20 protein-coding genes are annotated in these 21,552 nt (G+C 57.7%); 12 read left to right on the top strand and 8 right to left on the bottom strand.

Annotated elements, in window-relative coordinates; genetic code table 11:
* Positions 1–9: 9 nt before the first annotated feature.
* The 4 genes from FY156_21570 to FY156_21555 are packed head-to-tail and all read left to right on the top strand — an operon-like array spanning position 10 to position 2,838.
* A complete protein-coding gene (locus FY156_21570) occupies positions 10–708 on the top strand; it encodes an amino acid ABC transporter permease (GenBank protein ID UXS04098.1) in 699 nt (232 codons plus the stop codon).
* Complete coding sequence (locus tag FY156_21565) at positions 708–1,418, top strand: amino acid ABC transporter permease (GenBank protein UXS04097.1); 711 nt, start codon at positions 708–710, stop codon at positions 1,416–1,418. The genes FY156_21570 and FY156_21565 overlap by 1 nt, the downstream gene beginning before the upstream one ends.
* Positions 1,415–2,146, top strand: a complete 732-nt coding sequence (locus tag FY156_21560) for an amino acid ABC transporter ATP-binding protein (protein ID UXS04096.1) — start codon at positions 1,415–1,417, stop codon at positions 2,144–2,146. Before FY156_21565 ends, FY156_21560 begins: the two co-directional genes overlap by 4 nt.
* 17 nt (positions 2,147–2,163) lie before the next feature.
* Positions 2,164–2,838, top strand: a complete 675-nt coding sequence (locus tag FY156_21555) for an RraA family protein (GenBank protein UXS04095.1) — start codon at positions 2,164–2,166, stop codon at positions 2,836–2,838.
* An 87-nt stretch (positions 2,839–2,925) separates the two neighbouring features.
* Here FY156_21555 and FY156_21550 read toward each other — a convergent pair whose 3' ends face one another.
* Complete coding sequence (locus FY156_21550; protein ID UXS04094.1) at positions 2,926–3,570, bottom strand: TetR family transcriptional regulator; 645 nt, start codon at positions 3,568–3,570, stop codon at positions 2,926–2,928.
* Positions 3,571–3,802: 232 nt separating this feature from the next.
* Between FY156_21550 and FY156_21545 the strand changes: the two genes are divergently transcribed.
* Positions 3,803–5,104 carry an amidohydrolase family protein gene (locus FY156_21545; protein ID UXS04093.1) on the top strand — a complete coding sequence of 434 codons (1,302 nt, stop codon included), beginning with the start codon at positions 3,803–3,805 and terminating at the stop codon, positions 5,102–5,104.
* An 11-nt stretch (positions 5,105–5,115) separates the two neighbouring features.
* Here the strand turns inward: FY156_21545 and FY156_21540 are convergent, their stop codons facing one another.
* The 7 genes from FY156_21540 to FY156_21510 all read right to left on the bottom strand — a co-directional run bounded on the left by FY156_21540 (position 5,116) and on the right by FY156_21510 (position 12,486).
* Positions 5,116–5,538 (bottom strand): VOC family protein, encoded by a 423-nt coding sequence (locus FY156_21540; protein UXS04092.1) that lies wholly within the window; start codon positions 5,536–5,538, stop codon positions 5,116–5,118.
* 12 nt (positions 5,539–5,550) lie between these two features.
* Positions 5,551–6,888, bottom strand: coding sequence for a thymidine phosphorylase (locus tag FY156_21535; GenBank protein UXS04091.1), 1,338 nt, complete (start codon positions 6,886–6,888; stop codon positions 5,551–5,553).
* A gap of 2 nt (positions 6,889–6,890) precedes the next feature.
* Positions 6,891–8,423, bottom strand: coding sequence for an amidohydrolase family protein (locus FY156_21530; GenBank protein ID UXS04090.1), 1,533 nt, complete (start codon positions 8,421–8,423; stop codon positions 6,891–6,893).
* Between the two features lie 10 nt (positions 8,424–8,433).
* Positions 8,434–9,237: an ABC transporter permease gene (locus FY156_21525; protein ID UXS04089.1), complete on the bottom strand. Its 804-nt coding sequence runs from the start codon at positions 9,235–9,237 to the stop codon at positions 8,434–8,436.
* Entirely contained in the window at positions 9,237–10,163 is a 927-nt protein-coding gene (locus FY156_21520) for an ABC transporter permease (GenBank protein ID UXS04088.1), read from the bottom strand. The genes FY156_21525 and FY156_21520 overlap by 1 nt, the downstream gene beginning before the upstream one ends.
* Positions 10,160–11,239: an ABC transporter ATP-binding protein gene (locus FY156_21515; protein UXS04087.1), complete on the bottom strand. Its 1,080-nt coding sequence runs from the start codon at positions 11,237–11,239 to the stop codon at positions 10,160–10,162. The genes FY156_21520 and FY156_21515 overlap by 4 nt, the downstream gene beginning before the upstream one ends.
* Before the next feature lie 68 nt (positions 11,240–11,307).
* Positions 11,308–12,486 (bottom strand): extracellular solute-binding protein, encoded by a 1,179-nt coding sequence (locus tag FY156_21510; GenBank protein ID UXS04086.1) that lies wholly within the window; start codon positions 12,484–12,486, stop codon positions 11,308–11,310.
* Positions 12,487–13,022: 536 nt separating this feature from the next.
* On the opposite strand from FY156_21510, the gene FY156_21505 reads away from it, so the two are divergent.
* The 7 genes from FY156_21505 (at position 13,023) to FY156_21475 (ending at position 21,514) form a co-directional block, all read left to right on the top strand.
* The gene (locus FY156_21505) at positions 13,023–14,060 is read left to right on the top strand and encodes an NAD(P)-dependent alcohol dehydrogenase (GenBank protein ID UXS04085.1); all 1,038 of its coding nucleotides are present in this window, start codon (positions 13,023–13,025) and stop codon (positions 14,058–14,060) included.
* 499 nt (positions 14,061–14,559) lie between these two features.
* Positions 14,560–15,444: an AraC family transcriptional regulator gene (locus tag FY156_21500; GenBank protein UXS04084.1), complete on the top strand. Its 885-nt coding sequence runs from the start codon at positions 14,560–14,562 to the stop codon at positions 15,442–15,444.
* A 98-nt stretch (positions 15,445–15,542) separates the two neighbouring features.
* On the top strand, positions 15,543–16,448 hold the full coding sequence (locus tag FY156_21495) for an ABC transporter substrate-binding protein (protein UXS04083.1): 906 nt from the start codon (positions 15,543–15,545) through the stop codon (positions 16,446–16,448).
* 179 nt (positions 16,449–16,627) lie between these two features.
* Entirely contained in the window at positions 16,628–18,130 is a 1,503-nt protein-coding gene (locus tag FY156_21490; GenBank protein UXS04082.1) for a sugar ABC transporter ATP-binding protein, read from the top strand.
* Entirely contained in the window at positions 18,120–19,097 is a 978-nt protein-coding gene (locus tag FY156_21485) for a ribose ABC transporter permease (protein ID UXS04081.1), read from the top strand. Before FY156_21490 ends, FY156_21485 begins: the two co-directional genes overlap by 11 nt.
* A 36-nt stretch (positions 19,098–19,133) precedes the next feature.
* Positions 19,134–19,865, top strand: a complete 732-nt coding sequence (locus tag FY156_21480; protein UXS04080.1) for an SDR family oxidoreductase — start codon at positions 19,134–19,136, stop codon at positions 19,863–19,865.
* 26 nt (positions 19,866–19,891) lie between these two features.
* Positions 19,892–21,514, top strand: coding sequence for an FGGY-family carbohydrate kinase (locus tag FY156_21475; protein ID UXS04079.1), 1,623 nt, complete (start codon positions 19,892–19,894; stop codon positions 21,512–21,514).
* Positions 21,515–21,552 lie beyond the last annotated feature (38 nt).

Below are 21,552 nucleotides of genomic sequence, written 5' to 3'. Positions count from 1 at the left end.
TCAACTTTTATGGGTTACCAATTCGACTTTGGTAAAGTCCTCCAGGGTGAGTATCTCCAACTCATTCTGGAGGGACTTCAGGCCACGATGGTGGTTTTCGTTTTCTCCTGGATTATTGGTCTGGTTTTGGCGGTCATTCTGACCGTTGTCAGGGCAATCGAGTTCAAACCGACACAGTTTCTTGTCGCTGCCTTCGTTGAATATCACCGCAACGTGCCGATGCTGATCCAGCTCTTTGTCTGGTACTTCGGATTTGCGGTCGTCCTGCCGGACGCGGTCAACGACTACCTGAACGACATTGGTGCGGAGATCGGATACGCCATCGTCGCGCTTGCCCTCAACAAGGCAGCCTATATGTCCGAGGATTTCCGCAGTGGCTTGCGGTCGATCCATCCTGCTCAGATGGAGGCTGCCCGCTCGATCGGCCTGACCTATCTCGGCGCAATGTGCTGGGTGATCCTGCCGCAGGCGTGGCGACTGGCCCTGCCGGCCCTGCTCGGCCAGACCCTGATCCTTTTCAAGGGAACGAGCCTTGCCGCTGCCATCGGTGTTGCCGAACTCAGTTATCAGGCCCGCTACATTGAGGAGCAATCGTTCCGCATCTTCGAAGCTTACGGCATCGCCACGGCAATCTACATGCTCATCTCATTCGCGATCATGTGGCTCTCGTCGATCCTCTCCAAGCGTTATGAGTTGAGGGTGAAGTGATGCTGGAAATCATTAGAGAATACTGGCTTCTTCTGCTCATCGGTGAATATCCGCACGGCAAGCTCGGTGGACTGGCGATGACGTTGATCATCTCCTTTTCCAGCCTCATCGTGACTTTCCCCTGCAGCGTACTGATTGCGCTTGCCAGAACGGGAAAGCCGGGCATCCTGAAATCGATTGCGAGCGGCTTCGTTCACAGTGTACGCGCCATTCCGCTGCTGATGCTGATTTTCTGGGCCTATTTTGCCGTGCCGATGATCATCGGTTTTCCGATCGACGCCACCTTCACGCTGATCGTTGCCATCGTCATCTATCAGGCAGCCTATCTCGGTGAGATCATTGCCGCCGGCATCGAGGGTTTGCCCAAGGGACAGCGGGAAGCCGCAGCCGCACTTGGCCTCGGTTACATCCCAACGACCTTCAAGGTCATCCTGCCGCAGGCGATCTTCAACGTCATTCCCGGCATCGTCAATCAGTTGACGACGATCATCAAGGAATCGTCGCTGGGCTCGATTATCGCCGTCTCCGAACTCTCCTACGTAATGCTCCAGGTCAACTCCAACGAGGTAACCAAGCCGCTGCAGATATTTGGCATCCTTGCCGCGGTCTATTTCATCCTTTGCTTCACCCTTAGCCAGTTCACCAACTGGCTCGAGCGCCGGATCTCCTCGCGCAGAACAGGCCAGGTTGTTGTGGAGGCCGCGGCATGATCGAGTTTCAGAATGTTTCGAAATGGTATGGTGCTGTCCAGGTTCTGCGTGATGTCAGTGCAACGGTTGCCAAGGGAACGACGACCGTTCTGTGCGGTCCGTCCGGCTCCGGAAAATCGACCCTGATCCGCACGGTCAACCGGCTGGAGCCGATCCAGAAGGGGACGATCACGCTGTCCGGTCGCGACATCTACGCGAAGGATGTGGATGTTAACGTGCTGCGCAGTGGCATCGGTTTCGTCTTCCAGCAGTTCAATCTGTTCCCGCATCTGTCGGTGGTCGAAAACGTCATGTTGCCGCTGTTGCGCATCCGCAAGCAATCACGCAGCCAGGCACGTCCAACCGCATTGCAGATGCTTGAGCGTGTCGGTCTGGCAGACAAGGCGAATTCGTTGCCGGCCGATATTTCCGGCGGCCAATCGCAGCGCGTCGCTATTGCGCGGTCATTGATCCTCAAACCTGAAGTGCTGGTTCTCGACGAGCCGACAAGCGCGCTCGACCCGGAAATGGTCGGTGAGGTGCTGAAGCTGCTGCGTGAACTCTCAGCCGACGGCATCACCATGATGTGCGTCACTCACGAAATGGGGTTTGCCCGTGAAGTGGCGGACCGCATCTGGTTCCTGCGCAACGGCACACTCACCTTCGATGCCGAACCGGCGCAGTTCTTTTCCGATGAAGCGCATCAGGATGTCCGGAACTTTCTGTCCGCCGTCCGTAAAAATCACTGAAATAGCAGGAGGATAATATGTCTCACATCAAAGATATTCCCGCACGTCCGTCTAAGGAGGATCTCGAGGCTCTCTCGAAGTTCTCTCCGGCAACGATCCATGAGGCTCAGGGCCGTCGTGGTGCGCTATCGTCGCGTCTGAAGCCGGTCGACTACCGCATGAAACTCTGTGGCCCTGCCTTCACGGTGAAGTCCTCGCCGCGCGACAACATCATGCTGCAGCTTGCGATCAATTACGCCAAGCCGGGCGATATCATCGTCGTATCCGCCGGTGAATATGAAGAAGCCGGTTCGTTCGGCGATGTTCTGGCCAATGCCTGCCTTGCCAAGGGTATCGGCGGTCTTGTGACCGACACGGGCGTGCGCGATACGTTGCAGCTTCGCGAACTCGGTTTCCCGGTGTTTTCGCTGAGCACCTGCATCAAGGGCACCGTCAAGGAAACGATCGGCACCACCAACGACACGATCATCGTCGGCGGCGAGATCATTCATCCGGGCGATGTTATCGTTGGCGATGCCGACGGTCTGGTTGTGGTTCGTCGTGATGAAGTTGCCGAAGTCGCCAAGCTTTCGCAGGCGCGCGAAGATGCCGAAGCCGGTTACATCGCCGCTTACAAAGCTGGCAAGACAGTGGTCGAGGTCAGCAATCTCGAGCCGGTGCTGAAGGCAAAGGGTCTGGTTGTCGGCGCCTGATCGACGCCGATACATTTTGCTCAAAAATGCCTGTGAGCCCTCGGCCTGCAGGCGTTTTTGTGGCACAGGGACCGGCGGCAGTAAGGGTCAGGCAGATGGGCCGTGTGCCGGAATGACGCCGCCAAGAACCGTCTGGACGATAGTTTCTGCGGCGGTCGTGAAGTCACTGCGTTTGAGTTTGTTCTGTCCAAGCGCATCGCAGGCAAGCGGCGAAAAATCGCTGTAAAACTGGGTTGTCGCCCAGAGCATGATGAGCAGATGGCGTGGATTGATTGCCGCCATGCGTCCTTCGCTTATCCACTCCTCAAGGACGGCAACCCGTTCGTCGGTCGCAGCTTGCATGTGTTGGCGATCCTTGCGGCTCAGGAAACGTGCGCCCTGGATGATCTCGCTGGCGAAGAGGCGGGATTCGCGCGGATGTCTTGCCGTGTAATCGAGTTTTGCGATGATATAGTCCCGCAGGGCCTCGGCCGGATCGCGCTCTGCGCGAATATTGGCCAACGCATCGTCCCAGCCGGCGATCAGGCTGGCGATGATCTCCGAATAGATCTCCTCCTTGGAGGAAAAATAGTAGTAGATATTGGCCTTGGGCAATTCAGCCAGTTCGGCGATTTCTGCAATTCGCGTGCCTTCGAAACCCTTTCGCGAAAATACATCCGTCGCAACATCGAGAATGAGCCTGATGTTGCGGGCGCGGATTTTTTCATCAAGCTTGAGTGCCGCTCTAGGCATGTGGATCACCTGAAATGCGCGGAGACGCCCCGTCTTCGCTTTCTGCTTCGATATAGCTCAAGCGCGGTTTGGTCGATAGGCGCGAAAGGTCGAATTTCCCTTTGAAAATCGTGTTCTAAAAATTGACGGTTTGGTCAGAATAGCTCTAGTTTGAGTTTAAAAGAATGGCCGCTCCAAGAGAGAAATCGGCCTGTCAGGGAAGCGACACCACCAACATGTTCGGAGCCGAACGATGACTTTCGACCTTCTCGTGAAAAACGCCAACCTCCCTGATGATCGCACTGGTGTCGATATCGCCGTTTCAGGCGGAAAGATCGTTGCAGTGGAAAGAGGCATCACAGCCGAAGCCAGCCGCGTCATAGATGCGGGCGGCAGGCTGGTCACGGCGCCTTTTATTGATATTCACTTCCATATGGATGCCACGCTTTCGCTTGGCACGCCCCGGCTGAACCGGTCAGGAACCCTGCTCGAAGGCATTCAGCTTTGGGGTGAACTGAAACCGTTGCTGACAAAGGATGCGGTGATTGAGCGGGCATTGCGCTACTGCGATCTCGCGGTATCACAAGGGTTGCTCGCGGTGCGCTCGCATGTTGACGTTTGCGATGACCGGCTGATTGGCGTGGAAGCGCTGATCGAGGTGCGTGACCTTGTGAAGGATTATCTGGACCTGCAGCTTGTCGCCTTTCCTCAGGATGGCTTTTATCGGTCTGCGACAGCTTCGAAAAACCTGACCAGGGCTTTGGACATGGGCGTTGACGTTGTCGGCGGTATCCCGCATTTCGAGCGCACCATGGAGGACGGTCGGCTTTCGGTGAAAGCGCTCTGCGAGATTGCCGCCGAACGTGGTTTGATGGTCGATCTGCATTGTGACGAGACAGACGATCCGATGTCACGCCACATCGAAACGCTTGCCTATGAGACACAGCGTCTCGGTCTACAGGGTCGCGTCGCCGGCTCGCATCTGACCTCGATGCATTCGATGGACAATTATTATGCCTCGAAACTCCTGCCTCTCATCGCCGAGGCGCAGGTTCATTGCATTCCCAATCCGCTTGCGAACATTGTCTTGCAGGGCCGGCACGACACTTACCCGAAGCGGCGTGGCATGATGCGTGTGCCGGAACTCATGGCGCTTGGTGTCAACGTTGCTTTCGGTCTCGATTCAACGATGGACCCCTGGTACTCCATGGGCAACGCCGACATGCTGGAAGTCGCCCACATGGCCGTCCATACCGGACACATGACGAGCCGCGACGCGGTGAAAGCCTGCTTCCAGGCGATAACGGAAAACCCTGCCAAGGTGTTCGGACTTGAAGGTTACGGTCTTGCTCCCGGCTGCAACGCCGATCTAGTTCTGCTGGAGGCGCGTGATACCATCGAGGCGGTCCGCCTGAAATCAAACCGGTTGGCTGTGGTGCGTCGCGGCAAGGTCATTGCCGAGACGGCGCCGCGCGTGACAAACCTCTCACTTGAAGGGCGTCCTTCCGTTGTCGAGCCCTGGCGTTATGCGCCGGTCGAAGCCTCTGCCGTGTAAGATTTGCCGGCTCAGTAGTTTCCTGCTGAGCCGCCATCCTTCCAGGCGTAGATTTCCCACAATTCGTCATCTGGCCCGATGAAGTAGGCGCCGCGCGCATTCCAGACATAGTCGGCTGGCTCGCTGTAAAAGGGCACACCCTTTTCCATCAGTTCTTGATAAGCCGCATCAACGGCGGCAGGCGAGGCCACACGAACGGCAATACAGACCTTGTGCGGGCCTTCCGCCTTGGCATTTGCAACGCCGGTGTGCTCGCTTAGATGATCGAGTTCCCAGCATGCCAGCGTCAGTCCGGCACCGGTGAACTCGGCAAAGCCATCGGCGCGACGATTGAGGGTAAATCCGAGCTTGCCGACATAAAAGTCGATCGAGCGCTGTGTATCCCTCACCAGCACGCAGACATCGGTGATCGCATGATCCTGGGCAAACGGCATGAATGGAATTCCTTATGATGTCGAACGGCGGCCGGTCACAACCGGACGGCGATTTTGGGGATTGGGCGAGATGCCGATTGCCGCGCGAATGGCGTCGGCGGCCTGGTTGAATTCAGTCATTGAGCGGCAGTGAAGCGTACAAAGCGGTGCGCCAGCGGTGACGTGATCGCCGACATGGACGATGCCAGTCAGGCCGACATCATGGTCGAGGGCATCGCTGGCCACTTTACGGCCTGCGCCAAGTCCAACCATGGCAAGGCCTACGGCAAAAGCATCAACCCGTTCCACATAACCGTCCGAAACAGCACTGACAGACGCAATGACCGGGGACGGCAGGAAGTGCCGGTCAGGATTGGAAACAAGGTCGGATGGACCGCCAAGTGCTTCGATCATTCTGGAAAAGCTGAGAAGCGCCGAGCCGTCGGCCAGTTTTGTCTCAAGGAGTTGGCGGGCGTCGAAATCCGAGGCGGCGATACCACCCATGACGAGGATTTCGGCCGACAATTCCATCACCAAGGCGCGCATGCGCGGTTCTTGCCGGATGGCCGAAAGAAAATCGATTGCCTCGCGGATCTGCAGGCGGCTCCCGATAGTGTCGCCCATGACCTCGTCCATGTCGACGAGGAGGGTCACCATCGAAAGTCCGCTCAGACGAGCGACGTCGATCAGGCTGGATGCCAGACTTTCCGCGTCTGCAACGGTCTCCATGAATGCGCCGGACCCGTAATTGACGCTCATTACGAGGCCCGAAATTCCAGCGGCCAGTTTCTTCGACAGGATCGACGATGTGATGAGCGGCACAGATTCCACCGTCGCCGTCACGTCCCGAACATAGTAGATCGCGGCATCTGCAGGTGCGAGCGTTGGCGTCGGTCCTATGATGGCGGAACCGGCGTTGGCGACGGCTTTGCAGAAGAGACCGGTGGGCGGGGCAATGTCGCAACCGGGGATCGCTTCCATCAGATCGACCTCCCCGCCGGTATGTCCCAAGCCCCGTGCGGAGATCATTGGCATATGGATGCCGCAGGCGGCCACCAGCGGCGCGAGGATAAGGCTGACCTTCTCATCACCCGTTCCACCGCTTGAATGTTTGTCGATGATCTTTTCCGGAGCAATGCCCGTTTCCGACCAATCGACGACCTCTCCGGAATCGCGCATCGCAAGCGTGAGTGCCGCGGTTTCTTCAGGCGTCAGACCATTCAGAAATGCCGCCATGGTAAAGGCACCGATCTGGGCCTCCGACACCTCACCTTTACCGATGCCGACGACAAAACGCTCGATCTCGGCGGGCAACAGCTGGCCGCCGTTTCGCTTTGTGCGAATGATTTGTGCGGGAAGAAATACCGACATGATTACCCCGCGCGGCTGTTGAGATCGGGCCAAAGCGGCATGTCGCCCTGGTATCGGTTCATGCCGATATCCTGCTCCGTGGCGCGGCGATACATGGCTCTCATGTAAGGCTCGAAGCGGGCGTTCAGCGCCTCCAGTTCGGCATGTTCAGCAAGATAGCCGGGCAGAAGTTCCTGCAATTCGGCAAACACATCGGCCTCGTTGACCGTGAGCAATCTGTTGTCTTCGACGACGACTTCGCCGTTGACGACGACCATCCGGATGTTGGAGCCGTTTTCGCAATAGACGAGATGATGATCCAGCCGGTTCATGGGCATGTAGTCGTAGCCGGAGATGTCGAGCATCAACAGATCGGCCTTCTTGCCGACTTCCAGGGAGCCGACTGTCTTGTCCAGCATTGCGGTGCGGGCACCGGTGATGGTCGCCGAGTGCAATATGTCTGCGGCGGTTATCCAGCGTTCGGTATCGGGTGCCGCGATATCATGCAGCAGAGCCGCAAAACGCATGACCTCGAAGATGCGGGCGGTGTCGTTGCTGGAAAGTCCGTCTGTACCAAGTCCGACGTGAACGCCCGCATCAAGCAGACGGCGGATGGGCGCTATGCCTGACCCGAGCTTGAGGTTGGAAATCGCGTTGTGTGCGATCGAGCAGCCCGCCGCCCCCATCAACGCCATATCTGCATCGCTGACCCATATGGAATGGGCAATCGTCGTGTTTGGAGTGAGAATGCCGATATCTTCCATGTAGCCGATCAGGCTCTTGCCGTAGAATTCGGGTCCGGTCACCGCTTGTGTTTTCGTTTCGAGAACATGGGTGTGGTATGGGACCCCATAGTCCCGGGCAAGCGACACGCAGGCCTGCATCATCTCCACCGAGCAGCGCTGGGGTGCCGAGGCGGAGACCATGTAACCGAGCCTGCCGGCTCGACCGTGCTGGGAAGCGAGGACCTCGCGACTATAGGACATGTAGTCATCGACGCTAATCGAAGGTCCCTGAACCTCTCCTTGTAAATCCGCCGGTATCAGATCTCTGAGATAGGGCATGGTGTCGAAGACATGTTTGTCGATGACACAGTGAGAGACATTGGCGCGGATACCGGCATCGTCATACGCATCGAATACGCGCTTTAGCCGGTTGATGTCGAAGGCGGGTGGATCAAAAAAGTCGTCGACCAGTGTCGTTACCCCCGCCTTCAGGCTTTCCATCGCCGTCAAAAGGCTGCGCAGGTAGAGAAGCCGCTCAGAAATTGGTCCCTTCATCACGATCGGGTAGGAATAAAGCATCCACACTTCGAGCGGCATGCCCTGGTAACGGCCTTTGAAAAAGGTCTCGGACGAATGCAGATGTGCGTTGACCAGTCCGGGCATGAGGAGCTTGCCACGAGCGTCAATGGTACGTGCGCCTCCAGGGGCTGTCAGGTTTTTGCCGATCGCGGTGATGTTGTCACCCTCGACCAGAAGGTCGCCGGTAAAGGGCGCGACACCGTTGGCTGTGTCCATGGCAAGAATGGTGGCGTTGCTGAAAAGAAGCGTCATGCGGTGTCTTTCAGGAGTGATTGTCCGACCGGCCGACGAGCAGGGGCAACAGCACGAGTTCGAGGCCGATGAGAACAAGGCAGGATATGGCAAAGACGATTGTGCCAATGGCATTCAGTGACGGATCGATTGCCGCGACGAGCACGGAATAGATCGCGACTGGCAATGTCGGCTGAAAGCCCGAGACGAACCAGGCGATGATGAACTCGTCAAAGGAGAAGGTGAACGCAAGGAGCCAGGCGCCGAAAATACCGGGCAGCGCGAAAGGCAGGACGACCTTCGTGACAGCTTGCCATTCGGTCGCGCCAAGATCCCAGGCTGCTTCTTCGAGTGAGGGCGGCATCTGCGACAACCGAAGCTGGATGATTGCAAGGGCTGGTGCGGTGATCAGAACGACGTGGGTGAGGAAGACTGAAAACAGCGTTCCCGAAAGATGCAAACGTGCCAGAAGCCCGAGGAAACCAACGCCAAGAATGAGCGGTGGAATGAGGATGGGCAGCGTGACAAGTGCCAGAAAGGTTGTCTTGCCGCGGAATGTGAAGCGGTTGAATGCGTAAGCCGCAAAGAAGGCGATGGCGGTCGCAACCGTCGCGGCGGCGGGTGACACGATCAGCGTGTTGCCAAGCGCCCTGATCAATGTACCGTCGGTAAACAGCTTGTCATACCATTGCAGTGTCCAGCCCTGCAGCGGAAATCCGGGAAACCGGTTCTTCTGAAATGAGAAGAGAACGAGCACTACCAGCGGCAGGAACATGAAGGCGTAGGCAAGACCAAGCCACACTCTGCCAAGGAAAATCCAGGGATTGCCACGCATCAGCTAACCCTCCTGCGGGCGCGTTCGGCCATAAAAAAGCCGATGCCAAGCGCCAGCACCATGAGGGCGATCAGAATGGTGGCGAGCGCGGATGTTCGTGGGAGATTGGTCGAACTCGAGTAGTCGGACATGATCATCGACGCATAAGTCGGTAGTTTGCCGATGATGGATGCGCCTGTCCCCCCGCCGAGCAGGTTGCCGGAGAGTGCATCGCCAAGCCCGACAATCACCGCAAAACTTGCCGCCGTCATCAGACCGAATCTCGAAAGCGGGAGAATGACACGGGTGAAAGCCTGCCAGCGAGTGGCTCCAAGTTCCCTTGCGGCCTCGATCAGCACCCTGTCGATTGCCAGGATACTGACATAAAGAATGACAATCAGGATTGGTGCCAGATAGTGGATGAGGCCGATGCGGGTGGCAATCTGCGTATAGATGATCTCGATCCGGTAGTCGGAAAGACCGACCTGCTTGAGCACCGAGTTGATGACCCCGTTGCGCGATAGAATGGTCTGCCAGGCATAAAGACGCAGCACGTAGCTCGACCAGAAAGGCGCGATAGCCAGAAGCAATGCCAGCCTCTGCCAGCGCATCGGCACGGCAAAGGCAATTGAAAGCGCCACGAGATAAGAAAGAATGACCGCAAAACAAGCTGTGGTAACGGCTACCCAGAGCGATTGGGCAAGGGCAAGTCCGTACCGAGAGCGCGAAAAGAAGCTCGAAAAAATCTCGGCATAGTTGGCGAATGAGACGTCCGGAATGGCCTGGAAATTCTCCACGCGCCAGAAGCCGATCCACAAAAGAAAGAACAATGGCAGCAGAAAAAGGAGTGTCAGCCAGATGGCAAGCGGTGCCAAAAACAGGACTTTGAGGGGGCTGTCGTTGGGCGTCCTCAGCCGCTTCGGGTTTTGAGTGTCCGTGAGGCTCATGCCGTACCTCTGATCAGGGAGGCATTCTCAGGCGCAAACCACGCGGTTACCGGCGTGTTGATTTCACCGGGCAATATATGTTGCACGGTCATTTTCACTTCCGTGCCGTCCACGAGATCGAGCAGATAGACATTGTGAGACCCGGCATATTCCCGGCCGCGCATGGTGGCGTCCAGCCGGTTCTCGCCAGGTGTTCCGGTGGGTGCGGGGGTCAGCTTGTCTGCCTGAACCACGACAAAAACGGAGGCGCCAACGGGTGGTGGGTCATCTGTGGCGACCACGACCTGTCCATGGCCGCAATGAACAGTCACATGACGGGACGACACATCCTGCACACGACCGGCAAAGAGGTTATTGGTGCCCACAAAGCGGGCAACGAATTCGGTTTTCGGACGGGCATACATCTCCTCGGGTTTGTCGATCTGTTCGATCCTGCCCTTGTTCATGACAACCACCCGGTCTGCCATGGAGAAGGCTTCGATCTGATTGTGGGTCACGTAGATGAATGCCATGCCGAGTTGCTGCTGGATACGACGCAGCTCGCCCTGCATGCGTATTCTCAGATGGGCGTCGAGTGCCGAAAGCGGCTCATCGAGAAGCAGGATTTCGGGTTCCGTCACAAGCGCGCGTGCGAGTGCCACACGCTGTTTCTGCCCACCGGAAAGTTGGCTGACCTTACGTCCAAGAAAGTCGGAAAGCCCGACAAGGTCCGCCATCGCCTTGACCTTACCCGCCACAATCGCTTTGTCATGGGCTTTCAGCGTCAGGCCAAAGGCGATGTTGCCCGCAACGTCGAGATGCGGAAACAAAGCGTAATTCTGCCAGACGAGACGGGTCGAACGGAGATTGACGGGCACGTCCGAGACATCTTTGCCGCGGATGTGAAGCTGGCCGGAAGACGATGTCTCCAATCCAGCCATGATGCGCAGAAGCGTGGTTTTTCCGCATCCGGATGGGCCCATGATGGCCACGAATTCACCCCGGCCGACCCTCAGATTGATGGAATCCACCGCAACGAAGTCGTTGAAGCGCTTGGTAATCGACAGAAGTTCCAGGTCGGGAGGCGATGCGGTCATGGTTCATCCTGCAAAGAAGGGCACTCCCGGAACAGCCGGGAGCGCATGTGTTCGAAGCGTGAGCAGGCTCAGGCCGTCTTGAATTCGTTGAAGATGTCGATCCAGGCCTGTTCCGGCTGGTTGGACGGCAGCCCACGCGGCATGGAGCGATCGATCAGCGTTTCGACCAGCATCTTGCCGGGGTTTTCCGGGTCGGGAACATAAGAGAGCAGCTTCTTCTGGTCTTCATCCCAATGATCGACAATCTTCATGTTCGGGCCACGAGCCTTGAACGCCTTGGTGTAGACGAGCTTGGACTGGACTTTGGGCGACGTCATGTAGTCGACCCATTGCATCGCCAGTTCCTTGTTCTTGGAGGCCGAGCAAACGCAGGCGACTTCCTGCCAGCGGATGCCGCCCTGCTTTGGAATTGTCGAAGAGAAATTGTCGTAACCGGCGAGTTTCAGATCAATGTCGAGGTCACCCGTTGGCGAAGCCACGATGTCGCCAGCCAGCATGGCCTGGGCGATCGGCTGGTTGGAAGAGCCGAACATGCCGATTTGCGGCCGCAGCTTGGTCAGGAATTCCTTGACCTGCGCAAGCTGGCCGTCAGTGATGGCGTAAGGTGTCTGGTTCGCCGGATTGACGGCAAGGCTGGCATTGCCGAGGTTCGGCAGGTACCAGTCGAACATGCCGATCTTCCCTTCATATTTCGGGTTGAGCAACGAATTCCAGTCTGCGGCTTCCTCGGCCGACATTTCGTCGGTGTTGTAGGAAATGCCATAGAAAGAGAAGCGGGTCGGAATACCGTAAACCGTGCCTTCTGTTTCGCCCTTGGTTGGCGCGAAGTCGCGGAACTTGGGGTGGTAGTTGGCCAGTTCCTTGAAGCTATCGGTCTTGTAGGCTTCGATCGCCTTGTTGGCTTTCAGCTTCTGGACATATTCGGCATCGGAAATGATGGCATCGAAAGTGCCGGGCGGGGTCTGGGCGAAAAACTGCAGCATCTGCTCGCCGCCGATATAGATCTTGAACTCTACCTTCGTCTTGTGGAGGTCTTCGAACTCGGCGATGACGTCGCGCTCTTCATAGCCTGGCCAGCAAAGAACGCGCAGCGGCTCGGCGGCCTGCGCCTGTCGCGAGAAAATGGTGAAGTTGCCAAAGGCGGCGGCCGTCGCGCCGGCAGCAGCCGTACCCAGAAGCTTGCGGCGCGAAATTCCGGCCGTGGTGGAAGGGACTGTTTCGTCCTGCAACGATGTCTTGCTTGTCATGTCGTTCCCCTGATGGCGTTGTTTGCATCATCAGTGAGGCAGCAAGATCCGTGCCATTTCAAAATACGCGCATTTTTACGGCTTCCGCTATTTTGTAATGCGATACATGGAGTTGCCGGGATTAAAAACTGACCATATGGTCAATTTTTGTCACTAGAATAGGCAGCCGCTGATGGGCGTCATCGCCCGGTCAGCGGACGTTTCCGGGCCTACGAACGGATGCGAACTTTCGTTCGCCGGGATAAACGAAAACGATGGGACAATACCGGCTTTTGCGCCTCCGATCCGGGGTGTCACGATGGTACGGCTATGCGTTGATTGCCTTTGAATTGATCGAATCGTGCATGCCAGTTTTTGCTCGAGTATGTGCAAAACCGGCTGGACTGGAAGGAAAGGGCTTCATTCCCTGATACGCTTTTTCCTGCGCACAAAGAAAAGCAACTGCTGACGTGAATTTCTATTTACTTTGCCCAACACTCTCCTTCATCACCTTTCTCCGAAACATCATCGGCATTTTGGAACAGAAGGAGGATGCGATGAAAGCGCTGGTTCTGGAAGAAAAAGGCAAGCTGTCGCTCAGAGATTTCGATATTCCGGCAACGCTGGGCCCGAAGGATGTGCGCATTCGCACCCACACGGTCGGAATCTGCGGTTCGGACGTGCATTATTACACGCACGGCAAGATCGGCCACTTCATCGTAAACGCGCCGATGGTGCTGGGCCACGAGGCGTCTGGCACGATCATCGAGACCGGCTCGGAGGTTTCGCACCTCAAGGTTGGCGATCGCGTGTGCATGGAGCCCGGCATTCCGGATCCGACGTCCCGTGCTGCAAAGCTCGGCATCTATAATGTCGACCCGGCCGTCACGTTCTGGGCAACGCCGCCAGTGCATGGTTGCCTGACGCCTGAAGTTATCCATCCTGCCGCATTTACCTACAAGCTGCCGGACAATGTTTCGTTTGCCGAAGGCGCCATGGTCGAGCCTTTTGCGATTGGCATGCAGGCGGCACTTCGTGCCCGTATCCAGCCAGGTGATGTTGCCGTGGTGACCGGTGCCGGCCCGATCGGGATGATGGTTGCGCTTGCCGCATTGGCCGGCGGTTGCGCCAAGGTCATCGTTGCCGATCTCGCTCAGCCCAAACTGGATATCATTGGCGCATATGACGGCATTGAGACCGTCAATATTCGCGAGCGTTCGTTGCCCGACGCGGTGGCCGAAATCACCGACGGCTGGGGTTGCGATGTTGTCTTCGAGTGCTCCGGTGCGGCCCCTGCAATCCTCGGCATGGCAAAGCTTGCTCGTCCGGGTGGTGCGATCGTGCTGGTCGGTATGCCGGTTGATCCGGTGCCGGTCGATATCGTCGGCCTGCAGGCAAAGGAACTGCGTCTCGAAACCGTTTTCCGTTACGCCAACGTCTATGACCGCGCCGTTGCGCTTATCGCGTCCGGAAAGGTCGATCTGAAGCCATTGATTTCTGCGACCATCGCGTTTGATGACAGCATTGCCGGTTTCGACCGCGCTGTGGAAGCGCGTGAGACAGACGTCAAACTGCAAATCGTCATGCCGCAGTAAAACAAGAATTGGGTGTCGCGGTCTCCAGACGGCGGCACCTTCAATATCCGGCCGCAACGTTGCCGCGCCGCAACCGCATCGAGATGCCAGGCGCAATTTCCGCTACTTTACGGTGTGCCGATACGAAAATCGCATGAGATTATGCGAAAAGTACAAGTCTTTTCTGCCCGCTTCGCGACATCACGAAAAATTCAGAATTAGCAAAACTGAGCTATCAAGTCTCTAAAATAGCTTGTGAATCGCTTTGTCAGCGTTGAAATACTGCTGCATTGCAGTATTTTCGGTTGCTTTGCGGCATTTGGCCGAAATGCTGCAAATGGCGCACTCTTCAATTTCCGGCATGAATGAGTCAAAAAAGTATCAGTATTTATTCCGCGGTGATGTGGATCATGGATCGGCGGCGGCCCTATGGTTTCTGCCAACGCCGGGGCGGTGCTTGGAACGAGGAGCCAGACGCCCAGCCCTTTGATGGGCCAGCGTGCAAAGGGAGAGGACGTCAATGCAACCCGATCTGGAACTTGTCCATATACGCAAGGGCGAATCCTTCGCTGCCTGGCGGCATGGCTATCCGTTCCGCACGGTGCGCTGGCATTACCACCCCGAATATGAAATCCACCTCGTAGTAGCGACATCGGGCACGTTCTATATCGGCGACTTCGTCGGCAGCTTTGGCCCAGGCCAGCTCATCATGACGGGCCCCAACCTGCCGCAGAACTGGATCAGCGAGATCGAGCCCGGCGAGGTTGTGCCAGCCCGCTCTCTGGTTATCCAGTTTCCCGAGCCGTTCATCGAGGACGCCTGCTCGTCGATGCCGGAAATGGACGCGCTTCGTCCGCTGCTTGAGCGTAGCCGCCGGGGTCTGCTGTTCGATGAGGAAACCAGCGCCAAGGTGCGCCCGGTGATGGAGCGGTTGCTGGAGGCGCAGGGTATGGCGCGCCTCGCACTGTTCTGGGAAATTCTCGATCTCCTGGTCAATGCGCCGCATTATGAAGTTCTGGCGAGCCTTAGCTTCGAGCTTGATCTGACGGGCATTGGCGATAGCGGCATCAACCGCGCCTTGTCGCACTTGCGTGAACATCTGACCGAGCAGATCGAGGAGGGCGAGTTGGCCGAAATGGTCGGGCAAAGCCAGAGTGCGTTTTCCCGCGCCTTCAAGCGCCATACCGGAACGACCCTGGTGCGTTATCGCAATCAGCTGCGGATCGATCTCGCCTGCCAGATGCTGCTCACCGATCAGGACGTCAAGGTTGCAGAAATCTGCTACGATGTCGGGTTCTCGAACCTTTCGAATTTCAACCGGCATTTCCTGAAGTTCAAGGGAATGTCTCCATCCCAATTCCGCACGACATTCGCGGCCCAAAAGGCGTTCGTCATGGCGGAGTAACATGACACGACACCACTGATTTCAACCAATTCGGGCGGCATGGCGCCATCCGGAAACGGACATGTGCTGTCCGCAATTATCCCAAGGGAGGAAATTACATGAAATTGTCTCTTCTTACAGCTTCCGTCGCATTGGCGCTGATCGCCGCTCCTGCCGTTGCCCAGGACAAGCTCAAGATCGGCATGACCTTTCAGGAGCTGAACAACCCCTATTTCGTTTCCATGCAGGAAGCGCTGAAAGAAGCTGCCGCCAGCATCGGTGCGGATGTGGTCGTAACCGACGCCGGTCACGACGTGGCAAAGCAGATTTCCGACGTTGAAGACATGCTGCAGCAGAAGATCGACATTCTGCTTCTCAACCCGACCGATAGTGCCGGCATCGAAGCCGCCGTCCATGCCGCAAAGGCTGCCGGTGTAACCGTTGTTGCTGTTGACGCAAACGCCAATGGCCCGGTCGATACCTTCGTTGGTTCCAAGAACCGCGACGCCGGTTACATGTCGTGCAAGTACCTGGGTGACACGCTCGGCGGCAAGGGCGAAGTTGCGATCCTCGACGGCATTCCGGTTGTTCCGATCCTGCAGCGTGTTGAAGGTTGCAAGGCAGCACTCGCTGAATTCCCTGAGATCAAACTCGTTGACACCCAGAACGGTCGTCAGGACCGCTCGGTTGCTCTCGGCGTCGTGGAAAACATGATCCAGTCGCACCCGAACCTGGCCGGCATCTTCTCGGTCAATGACGGTGGTGCAATGGGCGCCATGGCCGCTATTCAGGGTTCCGGCAAGGACATCAAGCTGACCTCGGTTGATGGTGCACCGGAAGCGGTCAAGGCCATTGCTGACGGCACGCCTTTCATCCAGACCACGGCTCAGTTCCCGCGTGACCAGGTTCGCGTCGGCCTTGCCATGGCGCTTGCCCAGAAGTGGGGCGCTCGCGTCGTGCCGAAGGAAGTTCCGATCGACGTTATGGTCGTGGACAGCAAAAACGCCGCTGATTTCAGCTGGTAACAGTTCCTCCCAGCTCCGTCCTCGGTCCTTGACTGGGGGCGGAGCACCCTATCGCATCGCGCAGAAACACGATCAGTCGTGATGATGCGCGATGCGTAGATGTAAAATACGTTAGAGCGGCCTGCGACCGTCCATCAGGACGCACCGCCCTCTAGGTCCGAACCATTCAGGAGGGCGAAATGCTGAAGCTGAACGGAATAAAAAAGAGTTTCGGCAAGATCGAGGTCCTGCACGGCGTTGATCTCGACGTCCGTACGGGCGAAGTTCATGCGCTTCTCGGCGAGAACGGCGCTGGCAAGTCGACCTTGATGAAAATTCTCTGCGGCATCATCAAGCCGTCTGAAGGCGAGATACATATCGAAGGTGTCGCCCATCAGTTTGCCAATTACGATGAGGCGATCGCGGCCGGTATCGGCATCGTCTTTCAGGAATTCAGCCTGATCCCCTATCTGGATGCGGTGGACAACATGTTCCTCGCCCGCGAGATGCGCGGTGCCTTTGGTCTGCTCAATCGCAAGGCCATGCGTCAGCGCGCCGCCGAGATCATGGGCAGGCTGTCCGTCGATGTGCCGCTCGACGTGCCGGTTCATCGCCTGTCGGTCGCCGAACAGCAGTTTGTTGAAATCGCCAAGGCTCTGTCGCTGGATGCGCGCATCCTCGTGCTGGACGAGCCGACCGCGACGCTGACACCCTCGGAAGTCGAGCATCTCTTCAAGGTCATGCGCGAACTGCGCAAGCAGGGCGTCGCGATCATCTTCATTTCGCACCATCTGGAAGAAATCTTCGAGATCTGCGACCGCATCACTGTATTGCGCGATGGCGAGTTCATCGGTTCCTGCGCAGTATCGGACGTCGATAACGACCGGCTGGTCGAAATGATGGTCGGTCGCCGCATCGAAAACAGCTTTCCGCCCAAGCCGACACTCGATCCGGCCCTGCCGCTTGTTATCGAGGCTGAGGAAATCCAGCTCAAGAAAGGCGGGCCGATTTCGCGGTTTGCACTACGCAAGGGCGAAATCTTGGGCTTTGCCGGACTTGTCGGTTCGGGTCGCACGGAAACCGTCCTCGCCATGCTTGGCGCCTATTCCGCGGCACGCTGCAAGATCCGTCTGAATGGCGTGGAGAAACGCATTTCCGGTCCTGATGAGGGACTTGAAAATGGCATCGGTCTCTTGCCGGAGAGCCGCAAGGACGAGGGACTGATCACCAGCTTCTCGATCCTGCAGAACATCTCGCTCAACAATTATTGCAAATATCGCAAGAACCACTGGTTCATCGATTTGAAGAAAGAAATGGATTGCACGCGCACTGCCATGGGCCAGGTGCGCGTCAAGGCCCAGGGGCCGCTGGCAAGGGTCGACACGCTTTCCGGTGGCAACCAGCAGAAAGTGGTCATTGCCCGCTGGCTGAACCATGACATGCAGGTGCTGATTTTCGACGAGCCGACGCGCGGCATCGATGTTGGCGCCAAGGCCGAGATTTACGCCCTGATGCGCGAGTTCACCGCCAAGGGTTACTCGATCATCATGATTTCGTCTGAACTGCCCGAAGTGATCGGCATGTCCGACCGTGTCTGCGTGTTCCGCTCCGGCGGGATCGTCGCCACCGTTCAGGGCGAAGACGTCAATTCCGAAACAATAATGACCCACGCAACGACGGGGAGAGTTGAACATGTCGTATGATGCAAACACCGAAGCCGCCGGTAAGTCCGGCGGGCTGAACATTCTGCGCGTGCTGCAATCACCGCTGGCCCTGCCGCTGATCGGCCTCATCGTCGTTTCCGTGCTGATGTCGCTTGCAAGCGATAACTTCTTCAGCCTCGGCAACATCATGAACGTGCTGCGTCAGGTCTCGGTCGTCGGCATCCTCGCCGTAGGCATGACCTTCGTAATCCTAACGGGCGGTATCGATCTGTCTGTTGGCGCTGTTATGGCTTTGGTTGGCACCTTGAGTGCCGGTCTGATGGTCAAATCGGGCCTGCCTGCTGAACTGGCACTGGTGATCGGCCTGTTCATCGGCCTGGGTATCGGTCTGATCAATGGTGTGCTGGTCGCATGGGGCAAGATGCCTGCGATCATCGTGACACTGGCAACCATGGGCATGGCACGCGGTCTCGGCCTCATCTATTCCGGCGGTTATCCGGTCAGTGGCATTCCAAGCTGGATTTCCTGGTTTGGCGTCGGCCGCATTGGTGTCATCCCGGTGCCAGTCGTTATCATGGTCGTTGTTTACGCCCTTGCTTGGGTGCTTCTGCAGCGCACCGCTTTCGGCCGGCATGTCTACGCACTCGGCGGCAATGAAAATGCCGCGCGTCTTTCCGGCGTCAAGACACGCCGTGTGAAGCTGGCCGTCTACGGTATTTCCGGTTTCACCTCGGCAATTGCCGCAATGATCCTGATCGGTCGTTTGATGAGCGGTCAGCCGAATGCCGGTGTCGGCTTCGAGCTCGATGCCATTGCGGCAGTCGTGCTTGGCGGTACGGCGATTGCCGGCGGCCGTGGCCTGATCCTGGGCACGCTGATCGGTGCGGTGCTGCTTGGCATCCTCAACAACGGCCTCAACCTCATGGGCATCAACCCCTACCTGCAGGACGTCATCAAGGGCGGCATCATCCTGCTGGCCATCTATATCGGGCGCGAGTGGCGTTGAGCCAGCCCCGGAATCTTTCCAAAACAGGAGAATGGAATGTCTGAATCATTGCAAGGCAAGATCGCCGTCATCACCGGCGCAGCATCGGGGATCGGTCTCGCCACCACTGAAGCTCTGCTGGCGCAGGGTGCGACTGTGGTCATGGTCGACTGGAATGAAGCTGCCTTGAAAGAACTTGCCGGCAAGCTGGGCGAGAAGGCTATTCCGCAGGTCACCAACCTGCTGGACGCAGATAGCTGCAACGCGATGGTGCCGGAAATCCTGCAGAAGGTCGATCATATCGATATCCTGTACTGCAACGCTGGCACCTATATTGGCGGCGAACTCTCCGAGACGACACCTGAAGCGATCGACCGCATGTTGAACCTCAACGTCAACGCGGTGATGAAGAATGTTCAGGCCGTTGTCCCGCACATGAGCGAGCGCAAGACTGGCGACATCGTTGTCACATGCTCGATCGCCGGTCATTTCCCGACCTATTGGGAGCCGGTCTATTCGGGTTCGAAGTGGGCGATCACCAGCTTCGTTCAGGGCATGCGTCGCCAGATGATCCCGCATGGTGTGCGTGTTGCCCAGGTTTCGCCTGGTCCGGTCGTTTCGGCGCTGCTGGCTGACTGGCCGGAAGAAAATCTCCGCAAGGCCAAGGAATCCGGCAGCCTCATCGATGCCAGCGAAGTCGCAGACGCGGTTGTCTACATGCTGACCCGCAAGCGCACGGTCACGATCCGCGATATGCTGGTCCTGCCGACCAACTTCGACCGCGTCTGAGCCGGTTGTAAAAAAGGAGAACTGCGATGGCGCAATATCTGATCGGTGTCGATGTCGGAACAGGCTCAGCGCGAGCGGGTGTGTTCGACGCGGCGGGCGGCTTGCTGGCCACGGCCCGGCGGCCCCTTGCCATGCACCGCGAGGATGGCGGCATCGTGGAACAATCGAGCGAACAGGTTTGGCAGGCCGTCTGCGAATCCGTTCAGGAAAGCGTAACCCGCGCCGGGATTGACCCGGCTGCGGTCGCCGGCATCGGCTTTGACGCAACCTGCTCGCTCGTCGTGCGTGGCCCGAACAATGAAACCTTGCCGGTTGGCGATCCAGCTCACCCTGAACGCGATATCATCGTCTGGATGGATCATCGCGCGGTCGTCCAGGCGGAGCGTATCAATGCCGAAGGTCACGACGTACTGAAGTATGTCGGCGGCCGCATTTCCCCGGAAATGGAAACGCCGAAACTGGTGTGGCTGCGCGAGAACCGGCCAGAGACCTACGTTCGCGCCGAACATTTTTTTGACCTGACAGATTTTCTGACGTGGAAAGCCAGTGGCGCGCTGGATCGCTCCGCCTGCACCGTGACCTGCAAATGGACCTATCTGGCGCATGAAGAGCGCTGGGATGCAGGGTATTTTCGCCAAATTGGACTCGGCGATCTTGTCGACCAGGGCTTCGCCCGTATCGGGCAGAGCGTCGTCCATCCGGGTACGGCTCTCGGAAGCGGTCTGAATGAGGCTGCAGCAAAAGCCATGGGCCTGCGCCCCGGTACTGCGGTTGCCGCCGGGCTTATCGATGCACATGCCGGTGGCATCGGAACGGTCGCAGCAGGCGGTGATGCTTTCCGCTGCCTCGGTTATGTCTTCGGCACGTCGTCCTGCACCATGACCACCACGGCCGAACCCGCCTTCGTGCCGGGTGTGTGGGGCCCTTATTACTCTGCGATGGTACCGGGGACATGGCTGAACGAAGGCGGACAATCCGCAGCCGGAGCCGCGATCGACCAGTTGGTGCAGCTCCATCCCGCGACTGCAGAAGCCACAGCTTCGGCCAAAGCCGAGGGCAAGTCGTTGCCGCAATGGTTGGCCGACAGGGCATTGGAACTCGGCGGATCGGCCTCTGCGGCCGTGCGTCTGGCCGATGAAATGCATGTCGTCCCAGAGTTTCTCGGCAATCGTGCGCCGTTTGCCGATCCGCATGCGCGTGCGGTCATCATGGGCTACGGCATGGAAACCGGACCAGACTCGCTGGTTGCGCTCTATGTGGCTGGCATATGCGGTCTTGGATATGGCTTGCGTCAGATCATTGAAACACAGGCACGTCACGGCGCGCCGATTGAAACGATCAGCGTGAGCGGCGGTGCTGGCGCACATCCTCTGACACGCCAGCTTCTGGCCGACGCCACCGGTTGCCCAATCGAAGTTACGGCGTGCGAAGAGCCGGTGCTTCTGGGGTCTGCGATGCTCGGTGCTGTTGCGGCTGGCGTTTTCCCTGACTTGCGTGCAGCGATGCCGGCCATGTCACGTGTTGCCACGCGGTGCGAACCCGATGTGAAGATGCAGGCTGTGCAGAATGCTCGTTATGACGCCTTCCTGACGTTGCAGCGCACAGCGCGGCAGATTCGCGACAACGACGCGGCACTTCTGTCGCACTGACCGGTTTCGGCAGGCTTTTTCTTTGACGTCTCTTTCGG

It is taken from the genome of Agrobacterium tumefaciens (assembly GCA_025559845.1).
Taxonomy (GTDB): domain Bacteria; phylum Pseudomonadota; class Alphaproteobacteria; order Rhizobiales; family Rhizobiaceae; genus Agrobacterium.
This window is presented reverse-complemented; position numbering and strand designations above follow the sequence as displayed.

Coding starts and splice junctions, on each gene's coding strand:
- FY156_21505 (UXS04085.1), top strand. CDS start 13,023: ATGAAAGCGCTGGTTCTGGAAGAAAAAGGCAAGCTGTCGCTCAGAGAT.
- FY156_21570 (UXS04098.1), top strand. CDS start 10: ATGGGTTACCAATTCGACTTTGGTAAAGTCCTCCAGGGTGAGTATCTC.
- FY156_21490 (UXS04082.1), top strand. CDS start 16,628: ATGCTGAAGCTGAACGGAATAAAAAAGAGTTTCGGCAAGATCGAGGTC.
- FY156_21475 (UXS04079.1), top strand. CDS start 19,892: ATGGCGCAATATCTGATCGGTGTCGATGTCGGAACAGGCTCAGCGCGA.
- FY156_21525 (UXS04089.1), bottom strand. CDS start 9,237: ATGCGTGGCAATCCCTGGATTTTCCTTGGCAGAGTGTGGCTTGGTCTT.
- FY156_21535 (UXS04091.1), bottom strand. CDS start 6,888: ATGTCGGTATTTCTTCCCGCACAAATCATTCGCACAAAGCGAAACGGC.
- FY156_21510 (UXS04086.1), bottom strand. CDS start 12,486: ATGACAAGCAAGACATCGTTGCAGGACGAAACAGTCCCTTCCACCACG.
- FY156_21530 (UXS04090.1), bottom strand. CDS start 8,423: ATGACGCTTCTTTTCAGCAACGCCACCATTCTTGCCATGGACACAGCC.
- FY156_21545 (UXS04093.1), top strand. CDS start 3,803: ATGACTTTCGACCTTCTCGTGAAAAACGCCAACCTCCCTGATGATCGC.
- FY156_21480 (UXS04080.1), top strand. CDS start 19,134: ATGTCTGAATCATTGCAAGGCAAGATCGCCGTCATCACCGGCGCAGCA.
- FY156_21565 (UXS04097.1), top strand. CDS start 708: ATGCTGGAAATCATTAGAGAATACTGGCTTCTTCTGCTCATCGGTGAA.
- FY156_21540 (UXS04092.1), bottom strand. CDS start 5,538: ATGCCGTTTGCCCAGGATCATGCGATCACCGATGTCTGCGTGCTGGTG.
- FY156_21515 (UXS04087.1), bottom strand. CDS start 11,239: ATGACCGCATCGCCTCCCGACCTGGAACTTCTGTCGATTACCAAGCGC.
- FY156_21485 (UXS04081.1), top strand. CDS start 18,120: ATGTCGTATGATGCAAACACCGAAGCCGCCGGTAAGTCCGGCGGGCTG.
- FY156_21555 (UXS04095.1), top strand. CDS start 2,164: ATGTCTCACATCAAAGATATTCCCGCACGTCCGTCTAAGGAGGATCTC.
- FY156_21550 (UXS04094.1), bottom strand. CDS start 3,570: ATGCCTAGAGCGGCACTCAAGCTTGATGAAAAAATCCGCGCCCGCAAC.
- FY156_21495 (UXS04083.1), top strand. CDS start 15,543: ATGAAATTGTCTCTTCTTACAGCTTCCGTCGCATTGGCGCTGATCGCC.
- FY156_21500 (UXS04084.1), top strand. CDS start 14,560: ATGCAACCCGATCTGGAACTTGTCCATATACGCAAGGGCGAATCCTTC.
- FY156_21560 (UXS04096.1), top strand. CDS start 1,415: ATGATCGAGTTTCAGAATGTTTCGAAATGGTATGGTGCTGTCCAGGTT.
- FY156_21520 (UXS04088.1), bottom strand. CDS start 10,163: ATGAGCCTCACGGACACTCAAAACCCGAAGCGGCTGAGGACGCCCAAC.